The sequence below is a fragment of the Paraburkholderia sp. BR10141 genome, from assembly GCF_056155635.1.
In genome coordinates, this window is sequence record NZ_JBMIQH010000016.1 from 75952 (window position 1) to 88505 (window position 12554).

General features: G+C 67.2%; 11 protein-coding genes. 9 read left to right on the plus strand and 2 right to left on the minus strand.

Annotated features, from left to right (window positions below; all coding sequences use genetic code 11):
• Nucleotides 1-4: 4 nt before the first annotated feature.
• From ACOJB8_RS22130 to ACOJB8_RS22150, 5 genes are all read left to right on the plus strand, one after another.
• Nucleotides 5-832, plus strand: coding sequence for a beta-ketoacyl synthase chain length factor (locus tag ACOJB8_RS22130; protein ID WP_475014205.1), 828 nt, complete (start codon nucleotides 5-7; stop codon nucleotides 830-832).
• Nucleotides 829-1347, plus strand: a complete 519-nt coding sequence (locus tag ACOJB8_RS22135) for a hotdog family protein (protein WP_368602377.1) — start codon at nucleotides 829-831, stop codon at nucleotides 1345-1347. The genes ACOJB8_RS22130 and ACOJB8_RS22135 overlap by 4 nt, the downstream gene beginning before the upstream one ends.
• 22 nt (nucleotides 1348-1369) lie before the next feature.
• Entirely contained in the window at nucleotides 1370-1663 is a 294-nt protein-coding gene (locus ACOJB8_RS22140) for a hypothetical protein (RefSeq protein ID WP_368683400.1), read from the plus strand.
• Between the two features lie 296 nt (nucleotides 1664-1959).
• On the plus strand, nucleotides 1960-4293 hold the full coding sequence (locus ACOJB8_RS22145) for a putative bifunctional diguanylate cyclase/phosphodiesterase (RefSeq protein WP_475014207.1): 2334 nt from the start codon (nucleotides 1960-1962) through the stop codon (nucleotides 4291-4293).
• Nucleotides 4294-4419: 126 nt separating this feature from the next.
• Nucleotides 4420-5385, plus strand: a complete 966-nt coding sequence (locus tag ACOJB8_RS22150; RefSeq protein WP_368618785.1) for a chemotaxis protein — start codon at nucleotides 4420-4422, stop codon at nucleotides 5383-5385.
• Nucleotides 5386-5537: 152 nt separating this feature from the next.
• Here ACOJB8_RS22150 and ACOJB8_RS22155 read toward each other — a convergent pair whose 3' ends face one another.
• Together ACOJB8_RS22155 and ACOJB8_RS22160 are read right to left on the minus strand one after the other, a co-directional pair.
• Nucleotides 5538-6323: a maleate cis-trans isomerase family protein gene (locus tag ACOJB8_RS22155; protein WP_406951985.1), complete on the minus strand. Its 786-nt coding sequence runs from the start codon at nucleotides 6321-6323 to the stop codon at nucleotides 5538-5540.
• Nucleotides 6320-7564, minus strand: a complete 1245-nt coding sequence (locus tag ACOJB8_RS22160; RefSeq protein WP_368618783.1) for a D-amino acid dehydrogenase — start codon at nucleotides 7562-7564, stop codon at nucleotides 6320-6322. The genes ACOJB8_RS22155 and ACOJB8_RS22160 overlap by 4 nt, the downstream gene beginning before the upstream one ends.
• Before the next feature lie 271 nt (nucleotides 7565-7835).
• Between ACOJB8_RS22160 and ACOJB8_RS22165 the strand changes: the two genes are divergently transcribed.
• From ACOJB8_RS22165 to ACOJB8_RS22180, 4 genes are read left to right on the plus strand one after another with little or no spacing between them, the layout of a single operon-like run.
• Nucleotides 7836-9002: a branched-chain amino acid ABC transporter substrate-binding protein gene (locus ACOJB8_RS22165; RefSeq protein ID WP_475014210.1), complete on the plus strand. Its 1167-nt coding sequence runs from the start codon at nucleotides 7836-7838 to the stop codon at nucleotides 9000-9002.
• A 16-nt stretch (nucleotides 9003-9018) separates the two neighbouring features.
• Entirely contained in the window at nucleotides 9019-9918 is a 900-nt protein-coding gene (locus ACOJB8_RS22170) for a branched-chain amino acid ABC transporter permease (RefSeq protein ID WP_475014212.1), read from the plus strand.
• 3 nt (nucleotides 9919-9921) lie between these two features.
• On the plus strand, nucleotides 9922-11781 hold the full coding sequence (locus ACOJB8_RS22175) for a branched-chain amino acid ABC transporter ATP-binding protein/permease (protein ID WP_475014214.1): 1860 nt from the start codon (nucleotides 9922-9924) through the stop codon (nucleotides 11779-11781).
• On the plus strand, nucleotides 11772-12533 hold the full coding sequence (locus ACOJB8_RS22180) for an ABC transporter ATP-binding protein (RefSeq protein ID WP_069265811.1): 762 nt from the start codon (nucleotides 11772-11774) through the stop codon (nucleotides 12531-12533). Before ACOJB8_RS22175 ends, ACOJB8_RS22180 begins: the two co-directional genes overlap by 10 nt.
• The last annotated feature ends 21 nt before the right edge of the window (nucleotides 12534-12554 follow it).

Sequence of the window (12554 nt, forward strand, 5' to 3'; positions counted from 1 at the left end):
CGCCATGAAACTTTCCGTATTCATCGAAAGCGTCGGCGTGATCGGCCCGGGTCTCGCCAACTGGCCGCAGACGGTCGACGTGCTCGCCGCGCGCGCGCCCTACGCGAGCGCACGCACGGTGCTGCCGCCGCCGGAGGGGTTGCCGGCGGCAGAGCGCCGCCGCACCGGGGCCGTCGTCAAGACCGCGCTCGCCGTGGGCCACGAAGCCGTCGCGGCGAGCGGTCGCGACGCGACGACGCTTGCCGCCGTGTTCGCGGCCTCGGGTGGAGATGGTCAGAACTGCCACATAATTTGCGACGCGCTGGCAAGCGACGACCGCCTGCTTTCGCCCACGCGTTTTCACAACTCGGTGCATAACGCGCCCGCGGGCTACTGGAGCATCGCGACGCGCGACCGGGCCGCATCGAACGTGCTGTGCGCGCACGACGGCAGCTTCGCAGCGGGGCTGCTCGAAAGCGCGTGTCAGGTGGCCGTGGATGGCGTGCCCACCTTGCTGATCGCCTACGACGCCGACTATCCCGAGCCGCTGCACGCGTTGCGTCCCGTGGCCGATGCATTCGGCGTCGCGCTCGTGCTCGCGCCGCAGGCCAGCGCGACGACGCTCGCGCGCCTCGACGTGACGCTCACCGAAGCGCTCGCGACGCCGCTCGCCTCGCCTGAACTCGAAGCGCTGCGCACGAACAATCCCGCCGCGCGTGTGCTGCCGCTGCTCGAAGCGCTCGCGAGCATCGATGCATCCGGCCAACGTGCGAGCGTGGTCATCGACTACATGCCCGAGCTGCGTGTGCAAATCGACGTCGAGCCCGTGGACGCGTCTGGAGAGGGGGCATGACGACGCAAGCCACTCTGCCCGCTACGCTCGCGGACGTGATCGCGAACGCCGCGCCGGGCGCGCCGCTCGACCGCGCATGGATCGCGGCGCGCATACCGCATAGCGGCGCGATGTGCCTGCTCGACGCGGTACAGTCATGGGATGAGACGCGTATCCGCTGCATCGCGACCAGCCATCGCGATCCGCACAATCCGCTGCGCTCGCGCGGCCGCCTTGCGGCGGTGTGCGGCGTGGAGTACGCGGCGCAGGCCATGGCGGTGCATGGCGCGTTGCTCGGCGCACTGGACGGCGCAGAGGCCGAGCGTCCGCGCGTGGGTTTTCTTGCGAGCGTGCGCACGGTAGTGGCGCATATCGAGCGCCTCGACACGCTCGCCGCGCCGCTCGCGATCGAAGCCGAACGCGTGAGCGGCAGCGGCAACACGGTACTCTATGGTTTTACGGTGCGCGGCGAGGGCCGCGTGCTGCTTACGGGACGCGCGGCAGTCATGCTCGACGCGTCCGCAGTCATTCGATGACAATACAAAAGGGAGCCCGATGATGAAATCCAAACGGTTCATACTTGCCGCGCTCGTGCTGGGCATGGCCAGCACGATGGCGCACGCCGACCTTCACGAAGTGAAGGAGAACATCAAGCACGACTCGAAGGAAGCGGCCACGAAAACCGGCCACGCCGCACGCGACTTCGGCCACGCCACCGCGCACGCGGCGAAGACGGTGGGCCACGGCATCGCGCATGCGTCGCGCGAAGGCTACGAGGCCACCAAGCGCGCGACCAAGCGCGTGTTCCATAAGGACGGCAACGGCGAAAGCAGCGAGAAGAGTCAGGCGTAAGGCGTTTTTTGCGATGTACCGGCGCGCGTAGGCGTTTACCCTCGCGAACCCCTACGCGCCGCCCATACCCCTCCACCCGGCGTGCCTTCCCGTCCGCGCCCTGTTATCCGGCTCGCCGCCGGCCCGTACCTTTCGCCCCAACGCTTCAAGAATCGCGCCGCCCTTGCCGTTAACGCAGGGGCGGCGCAATCGCTCGCCTGACGGCGAGCGGTTTGCCGCGCACCACATTAGAGATCGAGCCGGCCGCGGGCGCTACCTGCACCACAGGCACCGCGGCAACAAGAGGGGAAGAAGGTATGGTCTATTCCCAAGCGGCGGGAGCGTTCGGCGCAGCGGGATCACGGGGCGGTCAGTCGGAGGTGTCGAAAGAATCGGACGGGGCAACCAGCGGGGCCGCGAACGGAACCGATGCGGCGCTCGCACAGGAGCGCAGCGTATTGCGGCTGGTGTCGCGCAGCATGCCGCTGCCGGAACTGCTGGCGGAAGTCTGCTGTCGCGCCGGGCGGCTGCTGGGCGCGGGCGCAAACTGTGCGGTCCTGCAACTCGATGCCGACGGCCAGCGCCTGCGCATCGGCAGTGCGCCGAACTTGCCGGCGCAGTATCACGCCGCGTTCGACGGCACGCCGGTCGGTTCCGGCACGAGCCCGTCCGGCACGGCGATCGCCGAGCGGCGCACGATATGCGTGGAGGACTACGAACTCGCGCACGAGTGGGGCGAGTACCGCCGCATCGCGCTCGACAGCGGCCTGCGCGCGGTCTGGACGACGCCGCTCGACGACGACAACGGCGGCGTGCTGGGCGCGCTCGCCGTGTACCAGAGCCGGCCCTGGCGGCCCAGCGCGGCCGAGGAGGCGCTGCTGTGCGACATCGCTCACAGCGTCGCGGCCATGCTCAACCAGCAGACCATGGCCGAGCGTCTCGCGCTCAGCGAGGAGCACCATCGCCTCGTGGTGGACCACCTCAACGAAGGCATCGTGATGCAGGCCCGCGACGACACCGTGCTCGCCTGCAATCGCAGCGCGCGGCGCCTCCTGCGCCTGCCCGAGCACGCTGTCGGCATGAGCATCATGCAGGTGATTCCGCGCGTGCTCGACGAAAGCGGCAAGCCCCTGCCCACCTCGAAGCGCCCGAGCATGAAGGCGCTCGAGACGGGCAAGCCGGTGCTCGGCGAGACCGTCGGCCTCGAACTCGCGGACGGCGAGATCGTCTGGGTGAGCGAGAACGTGCTGCCGATCTTCCGGCCCGGCGAAAGCGAGCCGATTTCCGTGGTGGTCTCGTTCACGGATATCGGGCCCGTGCGCGAGGCGCAGCAGCAATTGCGCTACCTCGCCACGCGCGACGCGCTCACAGGCCTGTACAACCGCACCTTCCTCGCCGATCGCATGCACGCGATGCTGGAGCGCGCCACGTGTTCGGCGAAGCCGGCGCTCCTCTTCGTCGATCTCGACGGGTTCAAGAAGGTCAACGACACGGGCGGCCACGAAGCCGGCGACTCGCTGCTGCGCGACGTGGGGCGGCGCCTCACCGGCTGCGTGAGCGAGGGGGACACGCTCGCACGCGTGGGTGGCGACGAATTCGTGATCGCGGTGTGCTGCTACAAGGGCGTGGACGACCTTGTCGCGCTTGCGCAGCGCGTGCTCGGCGCGCTTGCCGCGCCGTTCGCGGTCGCGGGCAACGAGTACTACCTGGGCGCCTCGATCGGCATCAGCCTGTATCCCGACGATGGCCGCAGCGCCGCCGCGCTCATGCGCAACGCCGATTCGGCCATGTACGCGGCCAAGCAGCGCGGCACCAACCAGTTCCAGTTCTTCACGAACGAGTTGCGCCAGCACCTGCAGCGCCGTTTCCAGATCGAGCGGGGGCTGCGCCGCGCGCTCGCTTCGGGCGAACTGCGCCTCGTCTATCAGCCGATCGTGGATGGCGAAAGCGGCCGCATGATCGGCGCCGAGGCGCTGCTGCGCTGGGAGAGCGAGGAGCTCGGCCAGGTCTCGCCGGTGGAGTTCATCCCCGTGGCCGAGGACACCGGCATGATCATCCCGATCGGCCAGTGGGTGCTCGAGCACGCGTGCCGCCAGGCCGCGCAGTGGCGGCGCCTCTTCGCGCCCGACTTCGTCATGGCGGTCAACTTCTCGCCGCGCCAGATCGCGGACGGGCTGGTCGAACAGGTGGAGGGGTGCCTCGCGCGCACGGGCCTCGCGCCCGACGCGCTCGAAGTGGAGATCACCGAAGGCATTCTGATGAGCGACAGCCAGAGTGTGCTGCCTCTCCTGCACGCGCTGAACGCCATTGGCGTGCGCATTTCAGTGGACGATTTCGGCACCGGCTACTCGTCGCTTTCGTATTTGAAGCGCTTTCCGCTGCACCATCTGAAGGTCGATCGCACGTTCGTGGCGGGACTGCCCGACAACCGCGACTCCGTGGCGATCACCTCGGCCGTCGTGGCGATGGCGCATTCGCTCGGCATGCGCGTGACCGCCGAAGGCGTGGAAACGCCCGAGCAGGCGTCGTTTCTGCGCTCGCTGCGCTGCGAGCGGCAGCAGGGCTACCTGTTCGGCAGGCCGGTGAGCGCCCAGGGCTGCGCGGCGCTCCTGCGCGAGCATGCTGCTGGCCGCGTGCGCGAGGGCGTGTGAGCGTGTCCTGATCCGGCACGCTCGTGCGGGAGCGGCAGGCTCAAGATTTCCCGCGCCAGGCCGTAGACGTTGGCAGAGAGCGGATGCCGGACGCATCGCGCCACACGTAAAGGACACCAGAGAATCATGGATAGCGGCTTCGCAATCGACGAACGAACCCGCCTGACGAGCACGAACCAGTTCGAGCTGCTGCTTTTCCGTCTCGGCGCGGCGCCGGGCAGCGACGTTGGCGAAGTCTTCGGCATCAACGTTTTCAAGGTACGGGAAATTCTGAGCATGCCGGCGATCACGCCGATCGCGGCGTCGTCCCCCTACGTGCTGGGCGCGGCGAACATCCGCGGCCAGGTGATGCCCGTGATCGACCTGCCGCGGCTCATGGGCTGCGAGCCGGCCACGGGCCTGAACATCCTGCTCGTGACCGAATTCGCGCGTTCCACCCAGGGCTTCGCGCTCGAAAGCGTGGACGAGATCGTGCGGCTCGAATGGAGCCAGGTGCTGACCGCCGACGTCACGATGGGCAACCGCGTGACGAGCATCGCGCGGCTCGAGAACGACCCCGAGAGCAAGAAACTCGTGCAGGTGGTGGACGTGGAGCAGGTGCTGCGCGACGTCTTCCCGGCGCAGCACGGCGCGGTCGTGCCGGAGGACGTGGGCGAGCCCGCGATGATTCCGCCGGGTGCCAAGGTGCTGGCCGCCGACGACTCGGGCTTCGCGCGCGAGCTGATCGGCCAGAGCCTCAAGGCGCTCGGCGTGGAATACACGATGGCGAAGACGGGACTCGAAGCGTGGAAGCAGCTCGACGAGATTGCCAGGAACGCGGAGCGCGACGGCGTGCGCGCGAAGGATCGCATTGCGCTCGTGCTGACCGACCTCGAAATGCCGGAGATGGACGGCTTCACGTTGACGCGCAAGATCAAGGCGGACCCGCGCACCGTGGATATTCCGGTGGTGATTCATTCGTCGCTCACGGGCACGGCGAATGAGGCGCACGTGAAGAATGCAGGCGCGAGCGGCTACGTGGCGAAATTCGCCGCCGGCGACCTCGCGGGGGCGATTCGCAGCGCGCTCGCCGGCAAGCCCATTTACGCCTGATTTCATCAGCGGATGTTCGCGCCGGTGCGCAATGTCTGCGCAAGATCGCCGATGGCGACTACGGCAATCTCGGTGACGTTTCAACGCTGGCCGACCCGCGTGTCGTGAAGGAGTCGATCGATCGTCGCGTTGCTCAGTCGTGCATTAGCGCATCAACGCGCGAACAGGCGCCCCAGCTGCGGCTCGCTATCCTGCACCCCCGCGAGCCGCAGCGCGTGCCACGCCATCGCGTAGTTGCTCGACAGAACGGGCTTGCCGGTCTGCGCCTCGATCTGAGGCACGAGCGCGGCCACGCGCAGGCTGGTGCACGACACGAACACCGCATCGGCATCGTCGTGGCGCGCCAGCGTTTCTATCGCACTGCGAATCGAACTCGCATCGATGCGCGCCACCTCGTTGTCGTCCGCGTGCTCGAACGAAGCCATGCGTGTGACGGCCACGCCGCGCGCCTCGATGTAATCGCGCATGAAGTCGTTGATGGTACGCACGTAGGGTGTAAGAAGCGCCACGCGGCGCACCTTGAGCGCCTTTAGCGCGGCGAGCGCGGCCGTGATCGGCGTGGTGCAGGCAATATCGGGCCGCGCCTCGCGGATGCGTGCCGCAACCTTGTCTTCGCCTATCACCATCGAAGCCGACGTGCAGCCGAACGCCACCACGTCGAGGCGCTCGCCGGGCAGCATGAGGTTCACGGCGGGGGCGATGCGCGCCTCGATTTCCGCGAGGCGAGGCGGCGTGATGTCCGGCGAATTCTCGAGCCGGCTCTCGTAGAACGCCACGCCCGGCTGGCGCAACAGATCGCGCCATTCGTATTCGATCGTATGATCGGTGGCCAGCACGACGAGGCCGATCGCGGCGCGGCGGGCAATGCCGCCGTCGAGCGCGAAGCCGAGCTTCGTGTAGGCATCCTCGTGATCTTGCGGCGGTGCGGTAATGGTCATCTCAGCATCAATCCCGTCATGTCGAGTTCGGGCTCGCGCCCGGCCATGATGTCGGCGAGCAGTTTTGCGGTGCCGCACGACATGGTCCAGCCCATGTGTCCGTGACCCGTGTTCAGAAAGAAGTTGCGATGGCGCGTGCGGCCGATCAGCGGCGTGCCTTCGGGCGTCATCGGCCGCAGCCCGGCCCAGTACGCCGGCTGCGTGTAGTCGGCGCCCTGGGGAAAGAGTTCGCGCGCCGCCTGCATCATGGAAGTGAAATCGGCGGGCGTGTGGCGCGTGTCGTAGCCCGCGAAATCCGCGGTGGCCGTGAAGCGCAGGCGCGCGCCAAAACGCGCCCATGCCACGAGGTGATTCTCGTCGACGCCACCCATCTCGGGCGGCCGATGCCCGGGCCCGCAGGGGAACGTGGCCGAATAGCCCTTCACCGGATAGACCGCGATGCGATAGCCGAGTGGCCGCGCGAGGATCGGCGACCAGGAGCCGAGCGCGAGCACGTAGTCGTCGCCCTGAATCATGCCCGCGCTCGTGCGCACGCCGGCAATGCGGTCGCCGGTGGCTTCGATGGCCTCGATCGGGGCATCGAACACGAAGCGCACACCCATACGTTCGCAAACTTCCTTGAGCCCGCGCGTGAAGCGGTGGGCGTCACCGCTTGCGTCGCTGGGGCAGTAGATCGCGCCCGCGATGCGCTCGCGCGCGTGGGCGAGCGCCGGTTCGCGTGCTGCAACGGCGGCGGCGTCGAGCGTTTCGAGCGGCAGTCCGTTTTCCACGAGGATCGACATGTGGGCGCGGCCGCGCTCGAACGAGGCGGCGTCGCGATAGAGATAGAGCAGGCCGCGGCTGATGAGGTCGTATTCGAGTTGCTCGCGCGCCGTGACCTCTTGCAGTTGATGCTGCGAATAGCGGCACAACTTGACCTTGCGCGAGGTGTTCTCGCGCGAGCGCGCCTCGGTGCAGTTGAGCAGGAATTGCGCGCACCAGGCCCACATATGCGGATCGGCCTTCAGGCGCAGGCGCAACGCCTGGCCCTCGACGAACAGCGATTTGAGCAGGATTTTCGGCGCACGCGGCGAGGCCCATGTGTACGAGTGGCCCGGCGCGACGAGCCCCGCGTTGGCGAAACTGGTTTCGAGCGCAACGCCTGAGCGTCGCTCGATAACGGTGACGTCGCGGCCGTCGCGCGCAAGGTAATACGCGCTCGTGACGCCCGCGATGCCGCCGCCCAGTACGATGGTCTTCATTCGCGCCCCTCCATGCGTGTATACAAATTACCTTCACGCTGCCGCGAGCGCACGTAATTTGTATACGCGCATACCCTAGGCAGTTAAACGGTGACGTGCATCTATCATGGATAAGTCGTTATGCGCCGGTCCCATGCAAGCCGCGCGCCATGAGCGCGCGAGACCTGCAGGGCATCGCACTGGACGAATTATTTCGTTTCGCTAACTGACCGCGCGGGCTCGCCTGCGTTGCGGCATCGCCCGGTCGGGTCCACGCTCAGGAGCCGCTCACATGAATCCTCAGAACAATGGCGCGCTGCACACAACCCTCGCGCTCACGCTCTTTTCGCTCGCGGCGCTGGCGCCTGGACTCGCCCAGGCGCAGACCATCAAGATCGGCGTGGCGGTGCCGCTTTCGGGCAGCAGCGCCGCAGCGGGCACGGATATCCTGAACGGCGCGAAGCTCGCGGCCGCGAAGATCAACGCGGCGGGTGGCGTGCTCGGCAAGCAGATCGAACTCGTGCCCGAAGACGACGCATGCGACGCACAAACGGCGGTACAGGCCGCGCAGAAGCTCGTGGACGCGGGCGTGGTTGCCGTGGCGGGCGGCTACTGCTCGAGCGCGGCACTGCCCGAGTTGACCGCATTCCACCGCGCCGGCATTCCCTACGTGCTCGATGCCTCGACCAATCCGAAGCTCACGGAAATGGGCTACGACAATGTGTTCCGCACGATTGGCCGTGACGACGAGCAAGGGCCTTTCGCGGCCAGCTTCATCAAGAATTCGCTGCACGCGAAGCGCGCGGCAGTGATCGACGACAACACGACCTACGCCAAGGGTCTCGCGCAGAACACGGTGGAATCGCTCAAGAAGATGGGCGTGGACGTGGTCTATGCCGACTCGATCACGCCGGGCCAGATGGATTATTCGCCGACGCTCACCAAGGTTTCCTCGCTCAAGCCGGACGTGATCTATTACACGGGCTATTTCTCCGAAGCGGGTCTGCTCGTGAAGGAAGCGCGCCAGGTGGGCCTGAAGATGACCTTCATGGGCGGCGACGGCACCAATGACCCCACGCTCATGAAGACGGCAGGGCCAGCCGCCGACGGCATGATCATCACGACTGCGCCGCTCGCACAGTTCCTTCCTGGTGCGCACGACTACCTCGATCAGTACAACAAGAGCTATGGTCAGGGGCCGGGGCCGTACTCGGTGTACGAGTACGACGCCGTGGGCGTGACCGCCAAGGCCATCGCCGACGGCAAGTCGGCAAAGCCCGCAGACATCAGCGCCGCGCTGCACAAGATCACGGACTACCAGGGCGCCACGGGAACGATCGGCTTCAATCCGAAGGGCGACCGTAGCCGTGCCGTGTACATCACGGTCGTCGTGCATAACGATCAGTTCGAGCCTTACCAACGCCAGGATGCCAGCGGCAAGTGGGTGGCTATGAAGTAAGCGTACCGGGCCGCTCATGAGCACCTTCTTCCAGTTCGTCATCGAGGGGCTGACGATCGGCTCGTTCTACGCGCTCGTCGCCCTCGGCTACACGATGGTCTACGGCATTATCCGGCTCATCAACTTCGCACACGGGGATCTTTTCATGGTGGGCGCGTTCGTGGGCTGGACCGCGCTCGCCGCGCTCGCGGCCGCTCGCCTGCCGCTCGCGCTCGCGCTGTTCGTGGCCTTCGCGGTGGCCATGCTCGCGACCGGCGTGCTCGGCGTGGCGATCGCGCGCGTGGCCTATCAGCCGTTGCTGCGCGCGCCGCGCCTGTCCATTCTCATTACGGCGCTAGCCGTTTCTCTGCTGCTGGAGAACGGCGTCCTGATTGCCTACGGCGCGGGCTTTCGTACGTACCCGCACCTGCTCACGCATACGGGCTTCGACGTTGCGCAAGTGCACATCACGTTCGCGCAGATCGGCACTATCGCGGCCAGCTTCGCGCTGATGATCGCGCTGTATCTGTTCGTACACCATACGTTCGTCGGTACGGCCATGCGCGCGCTCGCCATCGACCAGGACGCGGCGCGGCTCATGGGCATCGACGTCGAGCGGCTCATCCAGCTCACGTTTTTCATCGGTTCGGCGCTCGCCGCGGTCGCCGGCGTGATGGAAGGGCTCTTCTACACGCAGATCAACTTCTTCATGGGCTTCGTGCTCGGGCTGCGCGCGTTCACGGCGGCCGTGCTCGGCGGCATCGGCAATATTCCGGGGGCGATGGTGGGCGGCTTCCTGATCGGTTTGCTGGAGGCGTTCGGCGCGGGATATGTCTCCTCCCAATGGACCGACGTGTTCGTGTTCGGTGTGCTGATCGCCGTGCTCGTGGTGAAGCCCACCGGGCTATTCGGCGAACGCGTGGTCGAGAGGATGTGAGACATGCGCGCGCGGGCCACGGACACTTCATGGGTCGTTTCCGGCGTGCTGCTCGCGTTGGCGATCGCGCTGCCCAAGTTCGCGAGCGGTTATATCGTCGATGTCGGGCTCACCATCATCACCTACGCGATTCTGGGCCTCGGGTTGAACATCGTCGTGGGCTATGCCGGGTTGCTCGACCTCGGCTACGCGGCGTTTTTTGCCATCGGCGCCTATACCACGGCGCTGCTCGAGACGCTGCTGCACTTCTCGTTCTGGGCGACGCTGCCGTTCAGCCTGGTGTTCGCGGGCGCCTCCGGCGTCGTGATCGGCTACCCCACGCTGCGCCTGCGTAGCGACTATCTCGCCATCGTCACGCTCGGCTTCGGCGAGATCACGCGCATCGTCGCCACCAATCTCGACATTACCGGCGGCCCGAACGGCATCTACGGCATCGAGCCGCCGAGCCTGTTCGGCTTCGAATTCAGTTCGCCGCGCTCGGTGTATGTGCTGGGCATGGCGTTCTTCATCGTCGTGCTGGTGTTCGCCGTGCGGCTCGGACGCTCGCGCCTCGGGCGCGCTTGGACCAGCATCCGCGAGGACGAAGCCGCCGCCGAAGCGGTGGGTGTCGCGACCCTGCGCGTGAAGATGCTCGCCTACGTGATCGGCGCACTGATCGGCGGCCTCGCGGGCAGTCTGTTCGCCGCGCGCTTCGGCACGATCGACCCCACGGCGTTCACCTATCTGCAGTCGGTGACGATTCTCATCGTCGTCGTGATGGGGGGACGCGGCAGCATTCCCGGCGTGATACTCGGCGCGCTGATCGTCGCGGGGCTGCCGGAAATGCTGCGCTTTTTGAACCTGTGGCGTATTTTCGGCTTTGCCGTGGCGCTCGTCGTGCTCATGTTGTTGCGTCCGCAAGGATTGTGGCCGGCGCGCGTGAGGCGTGCCGCGCCGCGGCCCGAAGAGGAAACGGTGGCGCACGAAGCGGAAGCCGCGGAAGCGGCGGGCAAGGAAACCGAGGCGGCCGTTTCCCTCGCCGATAGCGGCGGCCTCGAAGCCGCCGCCGCGCGCGAAACCCTGCTCGAGGTGCATGACCTCGAGCGCCGCTTTGGCGGCGTGCGCGCGATTGGCGGCATTACCTTCCAGGTGCGCAGCGGCGAAATTCTCGCGTTGATCGGCCCGAACGGCGCGGGCAAGACCACGGTGTTCAACTGCCTGACGGGCGTAATCCGGCCGAGCGGCGGCCGCCTCGTCTGGCGCGGCGAGCCGCTTGGCGGCGGCGCGCCCCATCGCAACGTGCATCGCGGCATTGCCCGTACGTTTCAGGGCATTCGCCTGTTTAACCATATGAGCGCATTCGAGAACGTGCTGATCGGCATGGACCATCGCCTGCACACGGCCCTCGTAGCGGAACTGGTGGGCACGCGCGCCGCGCGCGCCGAAGCCGCCGAGCACGGCGCGCTCGGGCAGCGCTGGCTCGATCTGGTGGGGCTCGGCGCGCGGGCGAGCGAATATGCCTCGGACCTCCCCTATGGCGATCAGCGCAGGCTGGAAATCGCCCGCGCGCTGGCGAGCCAGCCACGCTTGTTGCTGCTCGACGAGCCCGCCGCCGGCATGAACCCAACCGAAAAGCACGCGTTGATGGCGCAGATCCGCCGCATCCGCGACCTGGGCGTGACCGTGCTGCTGATCGAACACGACATGGCGCTCGTGATGGGCGTGTCCGACCGCATCATCGTGATGGACCATGGCGAGATCATTGCTCAGGGCACGCCCGCGCAAATCCAGAACGACCCGGTGGTGATCGACGCCTACCTGGGCACGGCGGAGGAAGACGACGGACCCGACGCCACGGACGGGGAGAAGTCGCTATGGGGGTAGAGACGTCCGACAAACTCCTCGACGTTCGCGACCTGCGCGTGAACTACGGCAACATCGAAGCGCTGCACGGCGTTTCGCTCGATGTCGAGCCGGGCGAGATCGTCGCGCTGCTCGGGGCCAACGGCGCGGGCAAGACCACGACGCTGCGCACCATCTCCGGACTGCTGCGTCCGCGCGGCGGCAGCATCGGGTTCGAGGGGCAGGCGCTCGTCGGGCTGCCGTCGCATCGCATCGTCGCGCTCGGGATCGGGCACGTGCCGGAGGGGCGCCGTATTTTCGGCGGGTTGACGGTCGAGGAGAACCTGCGCCTGGGCGGCTACCTGTTGCGGCGCGATGCCGGCGCGCTTGATCAGGGCATTGCTCAGGCATACGAAACATTCAGCCGGCTGCGCGAGCGCAAGGACCAGCTTGCCGGCACGCTGAGCGGCGGCGAGCAGCAAATGCTCGCGATTGCGCGCGCGCTCATGCTCAAGCCCAAACTCGTGCTGCTCGACGAGCCTTCCATGGGGCTCGCGCCCAAGCTCGTGCGCGCGATCTTCGAAGTGATCGCGCGCATCAGCCACGCGGGCACGGCGGTGCTGCTCGTGGAGCAGAATGCGCGGCAGGCGCTGCGCATCGCGAACCGCGCCTATGTGCTGGAAGGCGGCCGCGTGGCGCTCGCGGGTTCGGCCCATGAACTGGCCGACGACAACCGCGTGCGCGCCACCTATCTCGGCGGCAGCGCGGCGGCGCAGGAGGGCGGGGCCGTCTAGGGCACCAGATCGGTTCTCTGG